Below are 22,107 nucleotides of genomic sequence, written 5' to 3'. Positions count from 1 at the left end.
GTTTGGGCCCTGCCGGACCCCAGAGCTGGCGGATTTATACGCGGTGGTATGGGCCGCCCGACAGGATCGAGGCGGCGCGATACAGCTGTTCTGCCAGCATGACGCGCACCAGCATGTGCGGCCAGACCATCTTGCCGAATGACAGCGCATGATCCGCCTCGCGGCGTAGCTCTTTGTCGATGCCATCCGCGCCGCCGATGACAAAGCACAGATCCCCCCGCCCCTGATCGCGCCAGTCCCCTAGACGGGTGGCGAAATCCGGCGAGGTTTCGACCCTGCCTCGTTCGTCCATCACGCAGATCAACGACCCCGCAGGAATAGCGCGGCGCAGCAGCGCGGCTTCGGCGGGCATACCGCCATTTTTCTTATCCTCAACCTCGATCACGCGCGCGGGCCCAAGGCCCAGCGCGCGACCGGTTCGATCGAACCGATTCAGATAATCATCAATGAGGTCTTTTTCCGGTCCGGCGCGCAAACGCCCGACCGCACAGATGTGAACACGCATGAACCCTGCCTGAAAGGCAGCTTAATGCGGCATCACGGCTGGGGCTTCTGTGGTCATCCACATCTTCTCCAGCTGGTAGAATTCGCGGACTTCCGGACGGAACACGTGAACGATCACATCGCCGGTGTCGATCAACACCCAGTCGCCGGTTTCCTTGCCTTCGACCTTGGGCGAGCGACCATAGTCGTCCTTGACCATCTGGGCCAGCTTTTCGGCGATTGCCGAAACCTGACGCGAAGACCGGCCGGAGCACACAACCATATAGTCGCCGATCGCCGTTTTGCCGCGCAGATCGATCTGCACAACTTCTTCGGCTTTGTCGTCGTCAAGTTGGGAAAGGATTGAAGCCAGCAGAGCGTCGCTTGTGGCTGTGTTTTGTTCAGCAGTCATCAGGGCTGCCTGCGGGGTAGCAGTCGGAACTGCGTTTGAAAGCGTTGACAGGACATTGTCCTCCTTTAGACGCGCCGACAGTCCCCCGGCGCTGGGGATGTCCTAGAATAGGCACGCCGAAGTGAAATTTCAATGACAAGCGGCCATGACCGGCATTTACCGGCGCGCGCCAGTCGGGGCCGTTCCGAGAGCCGCGACACCACTGCTTTGACGGGCCGCCCGTGACGCGGCCAGAGAATGGCACGCCCTGACGGCAAACTCTTGTCCGCTGTGCATTTTTACTGACGGCACTGGCGTTGTCAGGGGGTACGACGACCACCCTCCTCGCAGCGCCATGAAGGTCTGGCCGATAGGCGCATATGCCATCTGTCCGGCTCGGGTTGGCAGTCGTGCCACAGCGTCGCAAAGCTGCCATGCGCCCGCGACAGGGGGATATGGCGGTTCGGGCGCAGTCACGACAGGCTCACGGCCCCGCTGATTCCCGCCGCTCATTCCTGTGTTGATCCGGCACCTGCACCCGCGCGGGACAGGGCGAGCTTGCTGTCGTCCAGAACCTTGACCTCGCGCTGCGGGAAGGGGATCGAAATGCCGTGCTCTTTGAACGCATCCCAAAGCGCCAGATACACATTGCCCCTGATATTGGTCAGACCGCCTGTCGGGTCCTTGATCCAGAAGCGCAGGATATAATCGACGCTGCTGTCCCCAAAGCCCACGATATGACAGACCGGCGCCTTGAAGCTCAGCACCCTCTCGACCCCGCTTGCGGCCTCTACCGCAAGTTTGCGCACCACATGGGGATCATCCCCGTAAGCCGTGCCGAAATAGATATCGAGCCGCACAAAATCGTTGGAGTGGGACCAGTTCACCACCTGACCAGTGATCAGGTCCTCGTTCGGGATCAGATATTCCTTCCCGTCCCGCGTCACGACAGAGGCATAGCGCGCGCCCAAGGTCTGGATCCAGCCAAAGGTATCGCCAAGGCTGATCACATCCCCCGGCTTGATCGACTTATCGATGAGGATGATGATCCCCGACACAAGGTTCGACACGACCTTTTGCAGGCCGAAACCAAGGCCCACACCAATCGCCCCCGACAGCACCGCAAGCCCGGTCAGGTCAATCCCGACGGCCTTGACCCCCATAAAGAACGCGATGCCATAAAGCGTCAGCTGTACGCCCTTCACCGCCAGCACCTGCATAGAGGGGCTGATATCTTCGTTCTTGCGGATCGTGGCAGCGCTGGTCTGGCTGATGATCCGCGCCACAGAGAAGAACAGACCGATCACCACCAGCGCGGTGATCACCGTCAGCAGCGACAGCCGGAAATCCCCGATCGACAGCGCGACCGAATCCAGAAACGCCGAGACATCATCGACCACGTTCAGCGCATAGAGCGTGGCGTAGATCCACAGCCCCCATGTCACCAGACGCCGCATGGGGCGGTTGCGCACCAGCCGCGCTGCAAAGGCGATACAGACCCAGACCGCCACCAGCGTTGCGAATATGCCGATCAGATAGGACCGCGACGGCCAGGTGATGTTCTGCATCACCAGATAGACCGTCCCTGCCAGCAGGGCGAACCACATCAGCCCCAGACGCCGCTTGACCTGCACCACCATGCGCAGCTGCCACTTGGACCACCCCTCGCGCGAGCGGACCCAGTTTTGCAGCCAGTTGCCCGTGGCGTGATGCAGCCCCCATGATATCAGCGCAAGCCCGAGCAGGATGAACATCTGGTACTGACGCCAGCCGGGCTGCATCAGGCTTTCCGCCAATCCGATCCCCCCTGCGATCAACGCCTGGATACTCTCAAGGAAATGGGCAAAGGGGTCTGGGGTCATCATGAACTTTCAAGGCAAGAAACTTGTACAGGGCTTCAATGGTGGGACAATCCCGCGCACCGCGCAAGAAGGGATACCCGCGCCCATGCACAAGCACGTGATCCGATGCAGCCGCGCCACCACCGTGCCACCACCGCACACCGTCAGAATCCTTGATCACATGGCCGAAAGCGTCTAGCTAAGCCGCTATGACACATGTTTCAGACGATCTGTTCAACATTTGCGACCGCGCCCGCTTGCGCGAACGCTTTTTCGGGGCAACCCACACCGTGCTGGCGCGACTATAAACGCCCGCCCGCGCCTTGGCGCTCGTCTTTCGTACACCCCTATACTTCGCTTACATAACATACGGGAGAGGACCACATGTCCCCCAAAACGCTCTATGATAAAATCTGGGATGCCCATGTCGCGCACGAGGCCGACGATGGCACCTGCCTTCTGTACATCGACCGTCACCTCGTCCACGAAGTGACCAGCCCGCAAGCCTTTGAAGGGCTGCGGATGACGGGCCGCACCGTGCGCCGCCCTGACCAGACCATCGCTGTGCCCGATCACAACGTGCCGACCACGCTGGACCGCGCCAACGCCGCGACGATGACCGAAGACAGCCGCGTTCAGGTGGCCGCCCTTGATACAAACGCCAAGGAATTCGGCCTGCACTACTACCCCGTGTCCGACGTGCGTCAGGGCATCGTGCATATCGTCGGCCCCGAGCAGGGCTGGACCCTGCCCGGCATGACCGTTGTCTGCGGTGACAGCCACACCGCGACACATGGGGCCTTCGGGTCGCTGGCCCACGGGATCGGCACCTCGGAGGTGGAACACGTGCTGGCGACGCAAACGCTGATCCAGAAGAAATCCAAGAACATGAAGGTCGAGATCACCGGCAAACTTGCCCCTGGTGTGACGGCCAAGGACATCACCATGACCGTGATCGGTGAAACCGGCACGGCGGGCGGCACCGGCTATGTCATCGAATATTGCGGCGAGGCGATCCGTGACCTGTCGATGGAAGGCCGCATGACCGTCTGCAACATGGCCATCGAGGGCGGCGCGCGCGCTGGCCTGATCGCGCCGGACGACAAGACGTTCGAATATTGCAAAGGCCGCCCCCACGCGCCCAAGGGTGCCCAGTGGGAAGCCGCGATGGATTGGTGGAAAACTCTGTATTCCGATGACGACGCCCATTGGGACAAGGTGATCACGATCAAGGGCGAAGACATCGCGCCAGCCGTCACCTGGGGCACCTCGCCCGAAGATGTTCTGCCCATCACCGCCAAAGTGCCCGCGGCATCGGACTTTACCGGCGGCAAGGTCGACGCGGCGAAACGCGCGATCGAATACATGGGCCTGACCGAAGGCATGGCGCTGACGGATATCGAGATCGACACCGTGTTCATCGGGTCTTGCACCAACGGCCGCATCGAAGACCTGCGCGCTGCGGCGGCGGTTCTGAAAGGCAAGAAGATCAAGGACGGGATGCGCGCCATGATCGTCCCGGGCTCCGGCCTTGTGCGGGCGCAGGCCGAGGAAGAAGGGCTTGCCGACATCTTCAAGGAAGCCGGTTTCGAATGGCGCCTTGCGGGGTGTTCCATGTGTTTGGCGATGAACCCCGACCAACTGGCACCGGGCGAACGCTGCGCATCGACATCGAACCGCAACTTCGAAGGCCGTCAGGGCTTTAAGGGGCGCACCCATTTGATGTCCCCCGCGATGGCTGCCGCTGCCGCTCTTACCGGACGTTTGACCGATATCCGCAAGCTCGACGCGTAAGCGGCCAGCAGATCAAAGGACAACAAAACCATGAACAAATTCGACAAACTTTCCGGGATCGCGGCCCCCATGCCGATGGTGAATATCGACACCGATATGATCATCCCCAAGCAGTTCCTGAAAACGATCAAACGGTCGGGCCTTGGCGTGAACCTGTTTGACGAAATGCGCTATGACCGCGACGGCAACGAAGTACCGGATTTCGTGCTCAACAAACCGCAATACCGTGACGCGCAGATTCTTGTGGCGGGCGATAACTTCGGATGTGGTTCTTCGCGGGAACACGCGCCTTGGGCCATCGCCGATTTCGGCATCACCTGTGTTATCGCGCCCAGCTTTGCGGACATCTTCTACAACAACTGTTTCAAGAACGGCATCCTGCCGATCGCCCTGCCGCAAGAGCAGGTAGACCTGTTGATGAAAGACGCCGAAAAAGGCTCTAACGCGCGGATCGAAGTGGATCTTGAGGCGCAGACGATCACCAGCTCTGACGGTGAAGTCATCAGCTTCCAGGTTGACGCGTTCAAGAAGCACTGCCTGATGAACGGGCTCGACGATATTGGTCTGACGCTGGAAAAAGCGGCCTCTATCGACAGCTTCGAATCTGCCGCTGCACAGGCACGCCCCTGGGTCTGACCCCCACGGGCCCGGCCTGACGGGCTGGCGCGCTTGACCTAACTACGGGTTGAGTTCTATACATGGTTGTGGGCACCGCTTTATTGCCCACAACAGACCGCGGGTTGCGTCATTTTCGCCGCAGCTATGATGCAATATCGCACCACACCTGCGCTCAAAATGTCTCAGATCCGCGCGCATCGTCAGGAACGGGCTTGAGGAATGTGGCGAAAGAAGACACAATTGAGGCAATTCTGAGGCAGGCCTTCGACACCCGAGGGCATCAAGTTGGAACAAGCACGCGGCAAAGAATCGTGGCTGGCCAGTTTGGAAGGGTAGTTTTGTGATTGCACGTATATCCGGCGCGGCAGCGCGTGGCATTCTGGTGGCATTGTTGATTGCAACGCCCGCCCTCATGTTACCCGATGCGTTGAACGATTCCAGCCAGATCACAATGCTGGTGGCGCTGATCGCCTGTTTCCTCACGTTCATCGAATACAACTCGAACTTCCCCAGCATCATCGAATTCCGCGACGCGGCCCCCTTCAACCGGCTGCGCTATGTCTGCTTGCTGGTCACGATCATCCTGCTGACGTTGATCCTGAAGCAAAAGGTCAGCCCCTCGGTTCTGGGCGGTGCCATGACCTCTATCGGGACGATCCTTGGCAATGCGATGGATTTCCCCTTTTCGCCGGTGCGCATGATTGTCCTGATGCTGCCCGAAAGCGCCAGCGATGCACTGGTGACATCGGTCCGTACGTCCGCAGGCATGGCCTATCTGATCTCGCTGATCTCGATGGGGGCGTTTCTGGTGCTGGTGCGCATCATGAATTGGCCAGTGCGTCAGGGGGCCTTTAACGTCTGGGTGAACCTGCCGCTGTTCGACCCGACCGCGGGCGGCGATGTCATCTATCGTCTGCAACGGGACGCACGGATCAATATCGCGCTTGGCTTCCTTCTGCCCTTCCTGATCCCCGCAGTAGTCAAAGCGGCGGCCGATCTGCTAGACCCGATTACATTGCAGAACCCGCATACCCAGATCTGGACAGTCGCCGCATGGGCCTTCCTTCCTGCCAGCATCATCATGCGCGGCATTGCCATGGGCAAGATCGCCGAGATGATCGAAGAGAAACGCCGTCGCGCCTATGCCGACGAGGCGGAGAAAGATCACGGCTTGCAGCCAGCCTGATCGCAGGCGTCCTGCTGGCCGCATCCCCCGCGGTGGCAGAGCCCCTGCGCATCGCCACCTTCAACACCGAATTATCGCGGGCCGGACCGGGTCTGCTGCTGCGCGACATTGCCAAAGGGTCGGACCCGCAGATTACCGCTGTGACGCGCCTGCTGGCGGATGTCGCTGCCGATATCATCGTGCTGCAGGGGGTGGATTACGATCTTAGCGGCACAACGCTTGGCGCTTTGGCGGACAGGCTTGGCGAGGCTGGCCCCAGCTACCCCTACCGTTTCGCGCTGCCTCCGAATGCGGGACGGCCTACGGGTCTGGATATGGACGGCGACGGTAAAACGGGCGGAGCGCGCGATGGTCAGGGCTATGGCCGCTTCTTCGGCGCGGGCGCGCTGGCGATCCTGTCGCGCTATCCCGTGCTGCGCACCGATGTTCAGGATTACAGCGATTTTCTGTGGCGTGACCTGCCCGATGCGCTGCTGCCGCAGACGGACGGTGCCCCCTTCCCCTCTGCCGCGGCGCAAGAGGTGCAGCGGCTTGCCTCGCACGGGGCATGGGTCGTACCCCTCGACATCCCAGATCAAGCGCCCCTGACCCTGCTGACCTTCTATGCCACGCCCCCTGTGTTCGACGGACCAGAGGACCGCAACGGCAAACGCAACCATGATGAAATCCTCTTCTGGGATCACTATCTGGCGGGCAGCTTCGGCCCGCCGCCAACAGACCGTTTTATCCTGCTGGGGGATGCAAATCTTGATCCGGCGAAAGGCGAAGGGCTGCGCGCCGCGATCCAGACGCTGTTGGATCACCCCGCGCTCCACGACCCGCTGGCGGGTCAGCCCACCGTGACCTTCGACGGTTTGGGCGATATGCGTGTCGATTATCTACTGCCCTCAACCGACTGGCGCGTCGTCGCCGCTGGCGTGGCCCGCGACCCTGCTGCCAGCCGCCATGGCGTGGTCTGGGTCGATCTTGACCGCTAGCCGTTCTTGACCCCTCTGCCTCCCCGCGCTACCCCGCTATCAACGTATTTTTCAGGAGACACCGCATGGCCAACCCCACATTGCTAATCCTCGCCGGTGACGGCATCGGCCCCGAGGTCATGGGCCAGGTTGTTCGCATCATCGACTGGTTTGGCGACAAGCGCGATCTGGCCTTTGACGTAGATCACGATCTGGTCGGCGGTGCCGCCTATGATAAACACGGCACCCCCCTGCATGACGACACGATGGCCAAAGCGCTGGCGGCGGATGCTGTTCTGCTGGGTGCCGTTGGCGGGCCGAAATACGACGCGCTTGATTTCAGCGTCAAACCCGAACGCGGCCTGCTGCGCCTGCGCAAGGAAATGGACCTGTTTTCGAACCTACGTCCGGCACAGTGTTTTGACGCGTTGGCGGATTTCTCCTCGCTGAAGAAAGACCTCGTTGCCGGGCTCGACATCATGATCGTGCGCGAACTGACATCGGGTGTCTACTTTGGCGAACCCCGCGGAATTTTCGAGGAAGGCAACGAGCGCGTCGGCATCAATACACAGCGCTACACCGAATCCGAGATCGACCGTGTCGCACGGTCAGCCTTTGAACTGGCGCGTCGTCGGGGCAACAAAGTCTGCTCGATGGAGAAAGCCAACGTCATGGAAAGCGGCATCCTGTGGCGCGAAGTCGTGCAGAAAGTGCATGACGAAGACTACCCCGATGTCGAGCTGTCCCACATGTACGCCGACAACGGCGCGATGCAGCTGGTGCGCGCGCCCAAACAGTTCGACGTGATCGTCACCGACAACCTGTTCGGCGATATCCTGTCCGATTGTGCCGCGATGCTGACAGGCTCGCTGGGGATGCTGCCCTCTGCCTCGCTGGGTGCGCCCAATGCCGATGGCCGCCCCAAAGCGCTGTACGAGCCCGTCCACGGCTCTGCCCCCGATATCGCGGGTCAAGGCAAGGCGAACCCCATCGCCTGCATCCTCAGCTTTGCAATGGCGCTGCGCTATTCCTTCGACCAGGGCGATGAAGCCGCGCGTCTGGAAAAAGCCGTTGAAAAAGTGCTGGCCGATGGGGCACGCACCGCGGATCTGATGGGCCCCGAAGGCGGCTCCCCCATCTCGACCTCGGAAATGGGTGACGCAATCCTCGCCGCCCTGGACGCAAGCCTGTAAGCCATAAAGCGCAGCCCTGCCGGATGACCGGCGGGGCTGCTTTGCTTTGGCCAGACGCATCAGACGCTGCCGCATGCCGCAGCCACGTCCGTTGAAGCGGGCATAAGCGAATGCAGCAGCCGTGACCCTATCCGCGCCCCTGCCGGCGCAGAAACAATACCGCCAGAGTGATCACCGTCGCCATCGCAATCACACCGAGATACCTTTCGTAAAGACCGTCGACATCGGTGGGTAGCATGAAAAAGACCGGTGCCGAGACGGTCCAGAGCGCGGAGAGACCGACAAGAGTTCTGCCGTATATTGCACCGCAGCAGCGCGCCCCGTCTGACATGGACCACGGCAAGATCGCCATAAGAAGGCCAAGAGCATAGACCAGGTAGCTATGGATCACGACGCCATCGCTGTCGTTGTCGCCGTATTCATTCCGCGCGCCGACAAGGAAGACAATCAGCCCCAAGACGGTGAAGCCCACGATCCCGACGCTCCAGCGCCAATTGCCCAGATGAATATGCGCGGCAAGTAAAGCGACCGATATCAGTGAAGCCGAAAACGCATAGATGCCGATATCGACAATATATTCATATTCACCCGCGCCAAGATCGCTGATGGTGTCGGCGATCCAGTCGTGGTCCGGAACAACAAAATCCGCGATCAGGATCATCCCCGAAAACAGGATGCAGCCAAATATCGCGTACCATGCAAGGAGGCGCACGAGCCCGGGCCTTTCTCGAACTGCGGCGTCGCCGATTTCGTTCTCCATGTACAATTTACCTTTTAGAAATGAAAAATTCCGATCGTAAGCTTTTCGTAAGCTTACGCTGGTCATGAGCACGCATCTAAATCTGCGAAAGCTCTATTATGGCCTCTGTGAAGACCCTTTTATCCCGGCTAGCCGTTCTGCGTGAACGGATAAGCATCTCCCCCGTGCTGCTGACCGTTCTTTCCATCGCATTCGTGTTCAGTGTCGATAATAGCACATTCTGGAACATCTCAAGGGATGTCTTCTCGGGCCACCTATTGTCGCTCGCCGGCTTTATGGGGGCTGTGTTCTGTTTGACGTTGGCCGCCTTCAGCCTGTTCGCATACCCATGGACGGCTAAACCGTTTCTGGTCTCGATGCTCATCCTGGCCGCCATGACGTCTTATTACGTCGATACACTTGGCATTATCGTTGACCGCGACATGATCCAGAATGTCATGGTGACCACCGTCGCGGAATCTCGGCATCTGATAACACTTGGCTACATCACCCATATTATTGTCTTCGGCGTGTTGCCCGCGCTCATCGTGATGTGGGTGCCCATTCGACCCCAGACGCGGATCAGGGCGGCTGTAACGCCGATAGTGACCTTTGTTGTCAGCCTTGCATTGGCCGCAGGATTGCTGATGTCAGACCTGAAATCCTATGCGTCGATCCTGCGCGAGCGGAAGGATTTCATGAGCAGCTACCAGCCCGGTGCCCCGTTGGTAGGCGCGATCCGTTACGCCAAGATGATGTCGCGTTCGGCCAATCTGGTCCTCACCAGCACCGGAACGGATGCAAGAGGCGGTTCTGCCTATGACGCGCCGCAAAAGCCTATGCTGACCGTTGTCGTTGCGGGGGAAACCGCGCGGGCGCAGGATTTCAGCTTGAACGGATACGGCGTCGACACGAACCCAGAGCTGTCCAAGCTACCAATTATCAACTTCAGCAATACCCAGTCCTGTGGCACTGCCACGGCGGTGTCACTGCCTTGTATGTTCTCAAAATACAGCCGAGATGACTACAGCTTTGAAAAAGGCACCTCGACCGAGAATGTGCTAGATGTCTTCGGGCATGCCGGGCTGCAGGTCGAATGGTGGGACAATAACACCGGCGACAAAGCGATTGCCGCACGGTTCAAGACACGCAGGTTCAACGATCTGACCGACCCGGAGTTCTGTGCAACGGGTGAATGTATCGACGGCATATTCCTTGAACCGTTGAAAGACTACATCGCATCGATCAAGCAGGACACGGTCTTGGTTCTGCACCAGATCGGCAGTCACGGGCCGACCTATTATCAGCGCTATCCGGCAGCATTTGAACGCTTCACACCCGCATGCCGTACGGCGGAGTTCAAGAAATGCACCCCGCAGGAGATCACCAATGCCTATGATAACACCATCGCCTATACGGATCAGATCCTTGCCCAGACGATAAAAATGCTTGCCGCGAATGAAGCTTTGGCCACGTCACTGCTTTATGTGTCCGACCACGGTGAATCGCTTGGCGAACGCGGGCTGTATTTGCACGGGGCACCCTATTTCATGGCCCCGGACACGCAGACCCATGTCCCGATGCTCCTATGGATGTCAGACGCATTCCGAACCCGCTTTGGCATCGATGAAAGCTGTGTGGCGGAACAGAAGGACAAGCCGCTGTCACACGACAACCTGTTCCATTCCCTACTTGGGATGCTCGACATCAACACCGCAGAGCGTAACCCGGATCTGGATATCTTCGCTTCCTGCAAAACAAATACTGAGGTGGCCAAGATATGAAGCCGGAAATTATCAAACCGCTTGAGAAACCCGAACGCGTTACGGGGGCCGCCCATCTGTTTGCCGCTGCGGGCTATTCGATTGGCGGGCTGCGACGTCTTTGGATGGAAACCGCGTTCAGGCATATCATTGTGGCGCTGCCAATCGGTAGTGTTCTACTCTACATCATGGATGCGGGTGTCGCTGATTTTCTGGTCTTTCTGGTCCTCTTTTCCGCTCTTGTCGCGGTCGAGGCTCTGAATACGGCGATCGAATGCATCGTCGACCACCTCGCTCCACAGTGGGAAGTTTTCGCCCGTGACGCCAAAGACCTTGGTTCGCTCGCGACCATGTGTTTGCTTTTCGCGAACGGTTTTTTCATGGCTGTGGTCGCTTTGCGCTATTTCGGGATGGCCTGAGATATGCCGATGCACCGGTCGCAGAAAATAGAATGCCCTAAGCCTGAAACTATGATCATGTCAGCATCAGCCGAATTGGCTAAGCCGCGTCTCGGAACTGGACAGTAACATTATGCGCATACTCTTGATCGAGGATGAAAAAGCTTTGGCGCGGCCGTTGAAAGAGCATCTGGAAGCGGATCTTCACATTGTCGAATGGTTCTGCACCCTGGACGAGGCAGACGCCGCGCTGCGTACGCTATCCTATGATGTGGTACTTCTGGACCTGCAGTTGCCTGATGGCGACGGGTTGGACTTTCTAAGCAAACTGCGGGCAAAGGCCATACGCACGCCGATCCTCATTCTCACCGCCCGCGACAAGGTGTCGGACCGGATAGAGGGGCTGAACAGGGGGGCTGATGACTATGTGATCAAGCCTTTTGACCTAGATGAGGTCAAAGCGCGCATCCATACCGTCTGTCGACGCAGCGCCAACCAGTTTGCCCAAATGGTTCAGCTGCACGATGTGGTGGTCAATCTGTCCGATCACACTGTCATGCGCGCTGAACAGCCCGTACGTCTGACCGCTAAGGAATGGGGTGTCTTCGAAACTCTACTGCGCCGCAAACCCCAGATCGTGCCGAAGGAGAGCCTTGAAGCTGCCATCTATGACTACGGCGAAGAAGTCGAAAGCAACGCGATCGAGGTACATATCAGCCGTTTGCGCACGAAATTAGGCAAAGACCTTATCGCCACGCACCGTGGTTTAGGCTACGCCTTGACCTCATGACACGCCGCCACAAAAGTCTGGTTCAGTCGCTGCTTGGGTCGCTGCTTGTGCCCGGGCTGGCGGTGATGGTGATTGGCGTTTTGATCGTCCAGCATATCTTCAAGGACGAGTATGACGAGCTGCTTGATGCCAGCCTGATTGGCAAGGCGCATCTCTTGGTGGAGTTCATCGAAACGGCCCAAGGCGACGCGGGCTTTGACGTGGGCGGCTTGCTGGATTTTGAAAGCAAACTGCGTAAGCCGGATGAACGCGCGTTGATGTGGTATCTGGATCCGGATGGTCAGGTCTACGCGCAGTCAAAAAGCGTTGGTGCTTTCGCGCTTCCCACGCCCTTGGCCACCGGGCTAAGCACCGCCGCCGGGCATCGCTTTATCATGCTCCGTTCAGATCAGCCCGAGACGGGCAGCGTCGTAGTGGCCGAGCCGATGGTGGAACGTAATGAGGCGATAACCGATGTGGTGATCGCTGTGGCGATCGGTTTTGGCCTGCTGGGGGCGCTATTTGCGTTATCTTCCTTCTGGGCGGTTCGACGATCAGTCGCGATGATTGCCGAGCTCAGCCGGAACATCGCAGAAAAGAACGAACACAATCTTTCCCCGATTGAACGCGAAAATGTCTTTTCCGAAATAACCCCGGCGATTGATACGCTTGACGGGCTCATGGGGCGACTTGACCGCGCCATCACCGCAGAACGTGCCTTTGCCACGAATGCCGCGCATGAATTGCGCACCCCCGTTGCCATTTGTCTGGCGCAGGCGCAGCGGCTGCGGGCAAAGCTGAGCGACCCCGCAAAGATCGACAATATCGTCGAAATCGAAACAGGTCTGAAGCGGCTCGAGCGCTTGATCGAGCGCCTATTGCAATTATCAAGGGCGCAATCAGGACTGGGCCTCAATGCGGTCGCGACGGATGTTTCCCCGGTAATCACGCTTTTGATGTCCGAGATGCGCAGCCGAAGCCGCACCCCGGAAAAGATCGAATTGAAGTTTCCCGAAACACATTTTTCAACGCGCGTTGATCCGGATGCCCTTGGGATCATCCTGAACAATATGTTCGACAACGCCCTGAAGCACGCTAGCGGCCCTGTGCCCACGGTTGTAGACGCCAGCCAATCGGGAAGAGTTGCCGTCGTGAACGATTGCGCCCCTCTCTCACCCGCGGACCTCGACCGCATAAAGCAGCGGTTCAACCGGCGTGGCGCGCTGTCAGACGGATACGGGCTGGGACTGTCGATCATACAAGATCTATGCGCCCAGTCCGGATGCCAACTTGAAATTTACGTACCCCGGGAACTGAGCCCGCGCGGTTTTGCTGCCGTCTTGCGCCTGCCCGAGACGACGAACGGCCCAAGCTGACTTTCCCCAACTGATCCAGAAGCACGCCCAAGCAGCACCACGCGTTGTAAAATGCGTGTCAGGTCAGCCGCGCGTAAAGGCCATTGCGCGCGCGCAAGCTGTCGTCGGTTCCGGCTTCGACCTTGCGCCCTGCCTCCATGACGATGATCTGGTCGGCATGTTTCACCGTCTCGAGCCGATGCGCGATAATGAGCGTGGTGCGGCCCTTTGAAAGCCGCTCCAACGCCTGCTGGATGTCGCGCTCCGTCTCGCGATCCAGCGCCGATGTTGCCTCGTCCAGGATCAGGATCGGCGGGTTTTTCAGGAAAGCGCGAGCAATGGCGACACGCTGTTTCTGCCCGCCCGACAGCATGACACCCCGCTCGCCCACGATGGTTTCCAGCCCCTCGGGCAGTGCGGAGACGAGCGCGCCCAACTGGGCATTCTCGACCGCGGCATCCAGTTCCGCCGCCGTGGCATCGAGTTTTCCGTACAGGATATTCTCGCGCAGGGTGGACCCGAATAGGAACACATCCTGAGAGACCAACCCGATCTGAGAGCGCAGACTGTTCAGGGTCATATCCGCAATGTCGATCCCATCAATCGTAATCCGCCCGCCGGAAGGGTCGTAAAACCGCGGGAGCAATGCCAGAAGCGTTGTCTTGCCTGCACCCGACGGCCCGACGAAAGCCACTGTCTCACCGGCTTTGGCTGTCAAGGTGACGTTGTGCAGAATGGGCAACGGGCTGTCATAGGCAAATGACACATCTTCAAAAGCGACCTCGCCTTGCGTGACGGTCACTGCGACGGCATCCGGCCGATCTCTGACATCGCGGTCGGTCTGCAACAATTCGGTGTAGCGTTGGAAACCGGCGATACCGCGGGGGTAGGTTTCGATCACTGCGGCAATTTTCTCCAGCGGGCGGAAAAAGACGCTGACCAGCAGCAGGAAGCCGACAAAGCCGCCCGTGGTCAGCGACCCTTCCAGCACAAAACCCGCACCCGCCACCATCACCACAACCTGCACGAAACGCAGGCCCATGTAGTGGATCGCACTGGCCTTCGCCATGATCGCATAGGCCGACAGTTTGGTCCTGCGATAGGCTGCGTTGTCACGCGCGAACAACGTTTCTTCGTGACCTTCATTGGCAAAGGCCTGCACGACCCGGATGCCGCTGATGGCTTCCTCCAGGCGCACGTTAAAGGCCCCCACACGCGCATAGATATCGCGCCAAGACCGTGTCATGCGCGCGCCGTAGACGGCCACCACCCAGACCATCAGCGGCACGATCACGACCGTAATCAGGGCGAGCGTGACATGCAGATTGATCATCAACGCAAAGGCTCCGACAAAGGTGACCACCGCGATGAACAGATCTTCGGGCCCGTGGTGCGCGACCTCGCCTATTTCTTCAAGGTCGCGGGTCACTCGGGCGACAAGCTTGCCGGTGCGCGCCCGGTCATACCAGCGCCACGAGAGCCGCGTCAGATGCGAAAAGGCGCGGCGGCGCATCTCGGTCTCGATCTCGATCCCCAGACGGTGCCCCCAATAGATCACCACCCCCATCAGGGCGGTATTGACCAGATACACCAGCAACAGCCCAATCGCGGCCAGTATGGTCAGCCTCAGATCGCCAAGCGGTAGCAGGTGATCTATGAAGGCGGTGATGGCGAGCGGGAAGGCAAGCTCCAGCAAGCCGGACAGCACGGCAGAGCCGAAGTCCACCCAGAACAGGCGCGTGTGGGGACGATAGTATTCGAAAAATTGGCGGAGCATAAGGCTGGCTTTCGGATGAATATGGTCGGGGTCAAATCGGATGAACGACCGGGCTGGGCTTTGTGTCGATGACCTGCATGGGCAGTCCGTAGATCCGCTGAAGCGCGTCGGGGTCGAGCAAGCAGTGCGCATCGCCCTCAAGCGCCACGCGCCCGGCATCCAGCGCGATAACATGATCGCAAAAGCGCACCGCCATATTCACGTCATGCAGCACCACCACGGCAGAAAGCGCACCGGCATTGACCGTTTCACGCAGCAGCCCCAGCACTTCGATCTGATGGGCCACATCCAGGGCCGAAATCGGTTCATCCAGCAGCAAGCTACGCGCCCCCTGCGCCAGCATCATCGCTATCCACGACCGTTGTTTTTCCCCGCCCGACATGGTGTCGACCATCTGGCCGCGCTTGTGCTCCAGACCACATTGAGCAATCGCCGTATCAATCATAAAGCGATCCTCGGGGCCCAATCGACCCAAGGCTCCGCGCCACGGGTATCGGCCAAGCGCGACCAGCTCCTCCAGCCACAGCCCTTCGGTCGGGGGCGTCACCTGCGGCAGAAACGCCAGATCACGGGCAAAATCCCGCGGCGTCCAGTCCCTCAGGTCTTGGCCGCCATATTGGATGGTTCCGGCGCTCGGCCGGGTTTGCGCGGCGAGCATTTTCAGCAGCGTTGATTTGCCCGACCCGTTGCGCCCGACAAGCGCCGTGATCCCCGGTTTGATCGCCAAGGAAAGGTGATCGACCAGCCGCCGCTTGGGCACGTCAAAGCAGACATTTTCGAGCGTAAAGAGGGTCATGCGTGTCTCCGTCCGAGTAGGGCAATGAAAAGCCAGGGCGTGCCGATCAGCGTCGCGAAAAGCCCCAGCGGCAGGTCGTAGGGGTAGCTGGCGGTGCGCGCGCCAAAGGCTGCGAGGCTCATGAGCAACGCACCCAGACACCAGCTGGCGGCCAGAAACGGCGCAGGGCGCAGCAGGCCAAGGCTGCGGGCGATATGGGGGGCCATCAGGCCAACGAAACTGACCGGGCCGACCAGCACGCTTGCCGCGCCGGTGGCCAGCCCTGCCGCCAGCACAACGGCAAGCCGCACGGTGCCAAGCGGCACCCCCAGTCCCTGCGCGACACCCGATCCCAGCGGCAGGATGTCGAACCAGCGCGACAGCAAAAGCGCCGCGCCAAGCGCCGCCACCGCCATTGCGGCAAGCGCCATCGCCCCTGCGACCGAGACCCGTGTCGCACTTCCCGCAAGCCACCCCAGCAGGGACCATGCTCTGGGATCGCCCGACGCCATGATCGCTGCCAGAAGGGCCGAGGCGAAGGCTCCGATCGCCAGCCCCGCCAGCAACAGCCGCGCCGGTGCCATATCACTGCGCGCCGCATAGGCGGACAGGATGATCAGCGTCGCCGCCGCCCCGCCAGAAGACCCGAGCGCCAGCGCCACGGGCGACGGGGCAGGCAGCAGGAACAGCGTCGCCGCATAGCCAAGCGCGGCACCACCGGTCACACCCAGAACCTCGGGCGCGGCCATCGGGTTTGCAGTCACCCGTTGCAATGCCGCCCCCGAAAGCGCCAGCAGCGCTCCGGCCGCTGCAGCCGCCAGAATGGCCGTGGCCCGCAATGGCACGAAACTCGCCGCAATCGCGCCCGATATCACGCCCCAGCCCTCGGGTCCGCGGGTGCCAAACAGGCTCAGCACGGCAAAGGCGACCGCCGCGCAGGCCAGCAGAGCAACCCGCCGCCACGGGTGCGGCGCGCGCGGTGGCAAGGTGTCGTTACGTTCAGCCTCGGGCGGGACAATGTTGCGCAATCGCGGGAGCAAAGCGATCAAAAGCGGCCCGCCGATCAGCCCGGTCAACGCGCCCGTCGGCAGTTCTGGCAGCCCAAAGGCGGCAAGCGCCAGCAGCGCGCTGTCCACCAGCCACAGCAGCAGCGCGCCCGCCAGTGGTGCGGCCAGCAGGACTTGTGCCACGCTGCGCGCGCCCAAACGCCGTGCCAGGGCCGGTGCCGCCAGCCCGACAAACCCGACCAGCCCCACCTCTGCAGAGACCATCGCCGAGACGAACACCGCCAACGCCAGCGCCGCGACCCGTATCGCCCCGACCTGCGCCCCAAGCGCTTTGGCCGTGGCCCCGCCAAGACTTAGGACCACCAGTGGCCGCACCAGCAAGGCGGCTCCTGCCGCCCCCAGCACCAGCACCACAGCCAGTCGGGTCACCCCGTGCCAACTGTCTTGTGACAGCGCCCCGCCGTTCCAGATCACCAGCGACAGCAGGTAATGCCCCTGCCCCAGCGTGAGCGCGGTAGAGATGGCGGAAGCAAGCATGCCCACCAGCATCCCCGCGATGGTGACCGTAACAGGCGCAAAGCCACGCCGCGCGCCAAGCGCCATGACAATCAGCGCTGCAAGCCCGCCTCCGACCACTGCGACAGGGCCGGGACCAAGGGCGAGCATATTCGGCCATAGCAGCGTGGCGCAGACCAGCGCCAGCTGTGCACCCGAGGCCACGCCAAGGGTCGTTGGATCGGCCAGCGGATTGCGCAGCACCGCCTGCATCAATGCGCCCGACAGCCCCAGAAGCGCCCCGATCAGCAGGGCAATCACCGCCCGCGGCATCAACCCGAAGGCAAAGAGAATCTGTTCGGGCGACAGGTCTTGCGAACCTGCGACGGGCAGCACCCATTGCGCAGCGGGCAGGACGGCAAGCGCTGCGATGGTCCATAGGCACGCCGCGCCGAGGGCGGCCACAAGGGGCAGCGTTAAAAAGGGCGGACGGATCATGCGGCTTCCAGCGCCGTCACAAGATGGGACGCAAAACGCAGCCCGGAAGGCGCGCCGCCAAAGGGCATCTGATCGGGCAGATACGACACGCGACCCGCCCGCACGGGCGGCAGCGCGGACCAAAGCGCGCTTTGGCCAATCGCGCGCCGAGCAGACACTGGCAAAGCGCCCGCGATGACCAGATGCGCCTGCGGAAAATCGATCAATCTGGAGAGAGGGACCGGGGCATTGAATCCGAATTCAGTATCGCCGCCCCAGGCATTCGTCAGGCCGATCCGGCGAAGCGCCCCGCCATACAGGCTGTCGCTGCCATAGATCTGCACATGACGCGCATCCCCCACCGTCATCACCACAAAGGGGCGCGCGGCAAAGCCTGTCGCGCGTGCGCGCAGCGCATCGAAAGCGGCCTCAAAGTCCCGACGCACCCGGTGGCCCACCTCTCCGCGGTCCAGCTGTATTGCCAACGTCTCCAGCGCCGACAGCGCCTTGGGCAGCGCCGGTTCGGTCGGGATGAACATATTTTGCGTGAACACCGGTGCGATACGTCCCAACTGCGGTTCAACGAAACTGTAGAAATTCGACGACAGGATCAGGTCAGGGGCGACAAGGCTCAGCGCTTCGAGGTTGGGGCTGCCGCGCAACCCGACATCCGCACAGTTCGGGGGCAGCGTCACCGCCGTACCGCGCAGGAATTGACGTTTCTCAGCCACGGCAACCAGCGGCAGGTCGAGGGCGGCCGCGGTTTCCGCCATCGCCCAGTCAATCGCGGCGAGGCGCGATCCCCCCCAACCGCGCGCACCGCGCGCGCGAGATGCCACAAGAGCGCAGGCTCCTGTGGCAATGATCGCGCGGCGCGTGAGGGCGAGGCGCTTTACCACTTCTTGGACAGCGTCGCAGAGATCGTGCGCCCGTCGCCATAGTAGGTGGAGAAATAGCCCACCGACGAGACATAGGCCTCGTCTGTCAGGTTGGTCACATTGACCTGCAGCTCTGTGCCGTCGTCAAAGTCATAGGACACAGCCGCATCCAGCAGCGTCACAGAGTCGAGCTGATTGGCATTGGCGTTGAACGCATAGCGTTCCCCGATGAACCGCGCGCCTGCGCCCACGGTCAGCCCGGCAAGCGGCCCGCCCTGGATCTCTTTCGATGCCCACAGCTTGAAGGTATGTTTCGGGGTCAGCCCCAGTTCGTTGCCATTGTTGTCACCGCCGATGATCTCGCTGTCGGTATAGGAATAGCCGCCCGTCACGCTCCAGCCGTCGGCCAGATTGGCACGGCCTTCCAGCTCTAGCCCGCGGATGCGGGATTTGCCGACCTGATCATAGGCCCGCACCCCGGCCCCATTCTGCACATAGACGGGGCGGTTCTTTTCTTCGAGCTGATAGACCGAGGCCGACAGATAGGCATCAAGGGTGGCGGGCAGGTATTTCGCGCCAACTTCCCATTGCTCGCCCGTGGTCGGGTCAAGCGCTGTGCCCGTGTCGCCCGGTTCTGCAAAGCTTTGGAACGAGGTGCCATAGGACAGATAGGCCGACACGCCATTGTCCCAGACATAGCCAAGGCTTGCCTGACCGGTGGTGGCGCTGTCGTCGCGTGTCAGATCAACGGTGCCGGGCGTGCCGCCAGAGCCCGGAACGGTGTAAAGGGTGTTGGACTGCCCTTCGGATTTGTTGCGATCATGGCGCAGGGCCAGACCCGCGCGCCAATTGCCATATTCGATTTCGTCGCTGGCGTAGATGCCGACCTGTTCCACGGTCACATTCTTGTTCGCATACCAGCTTGCCCCGTCGCGCACCGGCGTGATCGGGCTGTAGTCTGGCGCAGCAAAATCAATGCTGTCCTGACCATAGTAAAACACGCTGAGCGCAGTTTCTTCGAACCGGCTGGCATCGATACCAAAGGCGAGATTATGCAGCACATCGCCGGTCAGCGCCGAGCCTTCAAGCCGCAGGTCCGTGGCATAAGACGTCACATCTTCGTCTTGCAACAGCTGTGTGCGCGCCACATCGGTGCCGGTCACGCCGCCGACAAAAAGGTTGGAATAGGACCAGTCGAATTTCGTCACGCCGGTGTTGCTGACCAGCCGCCAGCCATTATCGAACGTATGGGTGACCTGCGCGCCCAGATTAAGCACTTTGCGGTCGCCGTATTCCAATGCCTCATTGCCAAAGTAGAAGTCGCGCAGGTCTTCGTCGGAACGGGTGCCGACCAGCCCGTTGGGCACGCCCGAGGGGGAATCCGGGTCGTCATCCTGATAGGACAGCAGGAATTCCACCGTCGTTGCATCGGTCGCCTGGTATTTCGCGGCAAAGCCCAGATAGGCCCCGGGGTTGTCGTATTCATCGATCCCCAGAACGCGATTGCCCGCCTTGCCGACGATGCGGTAAGCAAAGCGGTCATCGACCACGCGGTTGGCATCGCCAAAGACATAATGGGACCCGTTGCCATCCGCATGCAGGCCCAGCTCGGTCGTGTCGCCATCAGATTGCGCGCGTTTCTGGATCAGGTTCACCAGCCCGGCGGGCGACCCTGCCCCGTATAGCACCGAATTTGGGCCGCGCAGAAGCTCCACCCGTTCCATGCCGTAAAGATCAAGCGAGGGCGCGCCATAGTTCGGACGCGTAGAGCGGCTGAATTGCAACCCGTTGAGGTAGATCTGGTTTTGCAGGTCAGCCCCGCGGACCGAAATTGAATCAAACCGCGGATCGGCCCCATAGGCTTCGGTCACGACACCCGCCGCATAGCCAAGCGCCTCTGAAAGATTGTTGGCGGCCGTATCCTCGATCTGGTCGGTGGTGACCACCGTGACGGAGGACGGCGTTTCCAGCAAGGACCGCCCGCTTTTGGTCGACGCCGTGGTGCCCGCGGCATAGCCCACCACCGGACCGGTCGGGTCTTCTTCGGACTGGATAATGATCTCGCCCAGATCGACGGCGTCCTGCGCCGTCGCCACACCGGCAGACAGGGCCAGCGCGCTGGTCCCCAGCATCAAGAAAAAGGTGAATTTCATGGATATACGTCCCGCTGTTTATTTTTCCGAGTATTTAACTCAGTTATAAGGCGGCGTCTTGAACGCATCCGCCGTCATTTGTCCCAATCCGCTGTAAACGTATCACTGAATATCGCGTCGCCACTGCGATGGCGGCACCCCGACAGACCGGCGAAAGACCCGTGACAGATGGGCCTGATCGGAAAAACCGGTTGCCGCGGCGATGTCGGCAAGGGGGCGTCCGGGGTCGGCCATCATCTCCTTGGCGGCGACAACGCGACACTCGGCGATCCAGCGTTGGGGCGACAGACCCGAGGTTTGCTTGAACGCGCGGCTGAACCAGCTTTCGGAGAGCCCCGCCAAATCGGCCAATTCACCCACACCGACGGGGCGAAATATATTCTGCGCCATGTACTGCCGCACGGCCGTCATATGCTGAGGCGACAGCCCGCCGGACGCAGGCAGGGCGTTTTGCGACAGCGGGTCCATCACTGCGCCCAAAAGCGATTGCAGCAGGCCTTCCAAGACCATCGTCCCACGTTGAGGGGTCTCCACTTCGCGGGCCGCAAGACGGCCAAGGGTCAGCAGCAAGCTATCCTCCGGCGCAAACATCACGCGGCGAGGCAGCTCTGATACACCGATCGCACCAAGCCGTGTCTGCAATGCAGCTGCGTCAAAATGGAAATCAATATGGCTGAGCCTTTGGGCCTTGCCCAGCTTGCTCCACAACGGGGTTCCCGCCGGAACAAAGAAAGCGCGCGTTCCGAATTGGGCCGTCGCCCCCTCGCCCGTTCGAAGCGCGATCAGCGGCGGGGTGTCATCCAGAAAGACCACAAGGCGCGGATCCGGCGCGGTGTAATACCCGCCGCCCCCTTGGTCCCCGTCGACATGCCAGACATCTGCGATAGCCCCCGACAAGGGCCGAAACCGCAAGGGCTTGATCGTGCGCAGGTTCCGGGTCTGCGCCTCCATACGAGGGACAAAAACCTGTGGCACATAGGATTTTGATAGAGGGGCGGATGACATGACGACGCGCTGAGACAGCTCCAGAATTCTGAAACCATTTTCTGACAAATTTAC

Annotated in this window: 21 protein-coding genes; 10 read left to right on the top strand and 11 right to left on the bottom strand. The window is 60.7% G+C overall.

Translation table 11 applies throughout. From position 1 onward, the window contains the following. Positions 1-34: 34 nt before the first annotated feature. From rlmH to EE36_RS07735, 3 genes are all read right to left on the bottom strand, one after another. Complete coding sequence (gene rlmH / locus EE36_RS07745) at positions 35-505, bottom strand: 23S rRNA (pseudouridine(1915)-N(3))-methyltransferase RlmH (protein ID WP_005851036.1); 471 nt, start codon at positions 503-505, stop codon at positions 35-37. A gap of 21 nt (positions 506-526) precedes the next feature. After that, the gene (gene rsfS / locus EE36_RS07740) at positions 527-895 is read right to left on the bottom strand and encodes a ribosome silencing factor (protein ID WP_005851034.1); all 369 of its coding nucleotides are present in this window, start codon (positions 893-895) and stop codon (positions 527-529) included. A 488-nt stretch (positions 896-1,383) separates the two neighbouring features. Further along, positions 1,384-2,655: a mechanosensitive ion channel family protein gene (locus tag EE36_RS07735; protein ID WP_235183809.1), complete on the bottom strand. Its 1,272-nt coding sequence runs from the start codon at positions 2,653-2,655 to the stop codon at positions 1,384-1,386. A gap of 269 nt (positions 2,656-2,924) precedes the next feature. Between EE36_RS07735 and EE36_RS17465 the strand changes: the two genes are divergently transcribed. The 6 genes from EE36_RS17465 to leuB all read left to right on the top strand — a co-directional run bounded on the left by EE36_RS17465 (position 2,925) and on the right by leuB (position 8,462). Then, positions 2,925-3,023 carry a hypothetical protein gene (locus EE36_RS17465; protein WP_037954076.1) on the top strand — a complete coding sequence of 33 codons (99 nt, stop codon included), beginning with the start codon at positions 2,925-2,927 and terminating at the stop codon, positions 3,021-3,023. 76 nt (positions 3,024-3,099) lie between these two features. Further along, on the top strand, positions 3,100-4,509 hold the full coding sequence (gene leuC, locus EE36_RS07730) for a 3-isopropylmalate dehydratase large subunit (RefSeq protein WP_005851029.1): 1,410 nt from the start codon (positions 3,100-3,102) through the stop codon (positions 4,507-4,509). Between the two features lie 30 nt (positions 4,510-4,539). Beyond that, positions 4,540-5,145, top strand: a complete 606-nt coding sequence (gene leuD / locus EE36_RS07725; protein WP_005851028.1) for a 3-isopropylmalate dehydratase small subunit — start codon at positions 4,540-4,542, stop codon at positions 5,143-5,145. A gap of 322 nt (positions 5,146-5,467) precedes the next feature. After that, positions 5,468-6,313, top strand: a complete 846-nt coding sequence (locus EE36_RS07720; RefSeq protein ID WP_005851026.1) for a hypothetical protein — start codon at positions 5,468-5,470, stop codon at positions 6,311-6,313. Positions 6,314-6,345: 32 nt separating this feature from the next. Next, complete coding sequence (locus EE36_RS07715) at positions 6,346-7,290, top strand: endonuclease/exonuclease/phosphatase family protein (RefSeq protein ID WP_005851024.1); 945 nt, start codon at positions 6,346-6,348, stop codon at positions 7,288-7,290. A gap of 65 nt (positions 7,291-7,355) precedes the next feature. Beyond that, entirely contained in the window at positions 7,356-8,462 is a 1,107-nt protein-coding gene (gene leuB / locus EE36_RS07710; protein ID WP_005851023.1) for a 3-isopropylmalate dehydrogenase, read from the top strand. A 127-nt stretch (positions 8,463-8,589) separates the two neighbouring features. Here the strand turns inward: leuB and EE36_RS07705 are convergent, their stop codons facing one another. Further along, on the bottom strand, positions 8,590-9,222 hold the full coding sequence (locus EE36_RS07705) for a DUF998 domain-containing protein (protein ID WP_005851022.1): 633 nt from the start codon (positions 9,220-9,222) through the stop codon (positions 8,590-8,592). A 164-nt stretch (positions 9,223-9,386) separates the two neighbouring features. On the opposite strand from EE36_RS07705, the gene EE36_RS07700 reads away from it, so the two are divergent. The 3 genes from EE36_RS07700 (at position 9,387) to EE36_RS07690 (ending at position 12,152) form a co-directional block, all read left to right on the top strand. Next, positions 9,387-10,985 (top strand): phosphoethanolamine transferase, encoded by a 1,599-nt coding sequence (locus EE36_RS07700; protein ID WP_005851020.1) that lies wholly within the window; start codon positions 9,387-9,389, stop codon positions 10,983-10,985. Continuing rightward, positions 10,982-11,383, top strand: coding sequence for a diacylglycerol kinase (locus EE36_RS07695; RefSeq protein ID WP_005851018.1), 402 nt, complete (start codon positions 10,982-10,984; stop codon positions 11,381-11,383). The genes EE36_RS07700 and EE36_RS07695 overlap by 4 nt, the downstream gene beginning before the upstream one ends. 112 nt (positions 11,384-11,495) lie before the next feature. Then, positions 11,496-12,152, top strand: coding sequence for a response regulator transcription factor (locus EE36_RS07690; RefSeq protein WP_005851016.1), 657 nt, complete (start codon positions 11,496-11,498; stop codon positions 12,150-12,152). Here EE36_RS07690 and EE36_RS17690 read toward each other — a convergent pair. Next, positions 12,134-12,334 (bottom strand): hypothetical protein, encoded by a 201-nt coding sequence (locus tag EE36_RS17690; protein ID WP_254655563.1) that lies wholly within the window; start codon positions 12,332-12,334, stop codon positions 12,134-12,136. The genes EE36_RS07690 and EE36_RS17690 overlap by 19 nt on opposite strands. 18 nt (positions 12,335-12,352) lie before the next feature. Here EE36_RS17690 and EE36_RS07685 point away from each other — a divergent pair, with 18 nt between their 5' ends. Further along, positions 12,353-13,507 carry a HAMP domain-containing sensor histidine kinase gene (locus EE36_RS07685; protein ID WP_254655562.1) on the top strand — a complete coding sequence of 385 codons (1,155 nt, stop codon included), beginning with the start codon at positions 12,353-12,355 and terminating at the stop codon, positions 13,505-13,507. 58 nt (positions 13,508-13,565) lie between these two features. Here the strand turns inward: EE36_RS07685 and EE36_RS07680 are convergent, their stop codons facing one another. The 6 genes from EE36_RS07680 to EE36_RS07655 all read right to left on the bottom strand — a co-directional run bounded on the left by EE36_RS07680 (position 13,566) and on the right by EE36_RS07655 (position 22,053). Next, entirely contained in the window at positions 13,566-15,263 is a 1,698-nt protein-coding gene (locus EE36_RS07680; RefSeq protein ID WP_005851012.1) for an ABC transporter ATP-binding protein, read from the bottom strand. Between the two features lie 31 nt (positions 15,264-15,294). Further along, positions 15,295-16,059 carry an ABC transporter ATP-binding protein gene (locus tag EE36_RS07675; RefSeq protein WP_005851010.1) on the bottom strand — a complete coding sequence of 255 codons (765 nt, stop codon included), beginning with the start codon at positions 16,057-16,059 and terminating at the stop codon, positions 15,295-15,297. After that, entirely contained in the window at positions 16,056-18,038 is a 1,983-nt protein-coding gene (gene fhuB / locus EE36_RS07670) for a Fe(3+)-hydroxamate ABC transporter permease FhuB (RefSeq protein ID WP_005851008.1), read from the bottom strand. The genes EE36_RS07675 and fhuB overlap by 4 nt, the downstream gene beginning before the upstream one ends. Then, positions 18,035-18,856 (bottom strand): ABC transporter substrate-binding protein, encoded by an 822-nt coding sequence (locus EE36_RS07665; RefSeq protein ID WP_005851006.1) that lies wholly within the window; start codon positions 18,854-18,856, stop codon positions 18,035-18,037. Before EE36_RS07665 ends, fhuB begins: the two co-directional genes overlap by 4 nt. A 53-nt stretch (positions 18,857-18,909) precedes the next feature. Further along, complete coding sequence (locus tag EE36_RS07660) at positions 18,910-21,048, bottom strand: TonB-dependent siderophore receptor (protein ID WP_005851004.1); 2,139 nt, start codon at positions 21,046-21,048, stop codon at positions 18,910-18,912. 102 nt (positions 21,049-21,150) lie between these two features. Beyond that, the gene (locus tag EE36_RS07655) at positions 21,151-22,053 is read right to left on the bottom strand and encodes an AraC family transcriptional regulator (protein ID WP_254655560.1); all 903 of its coding nucleotides are present in this window, start codon (positions 22,051-22,053) and stop codon (positions 21,151-21,153) included. Positions 22,054-22,107: the final 54 nt, after the last annotated feature.

Origin of the sequence: Sulfitobacter sp. EE-36 (assembly GCF_000152605.1) — a bacterium.
Classification (GTDB): Bacteria; Pseudomonadota; Alphaproteobacteria; order Rhodobacterales; family Rhodobacteraceae; genus Sulfitobacter; species Sulfitobacter pontiacus.
The sequence above is the reverse complement of the archived record's forward strand: the minus strand, read 5'-3'. Positions and strand labels throughout refer to the sequence as shown.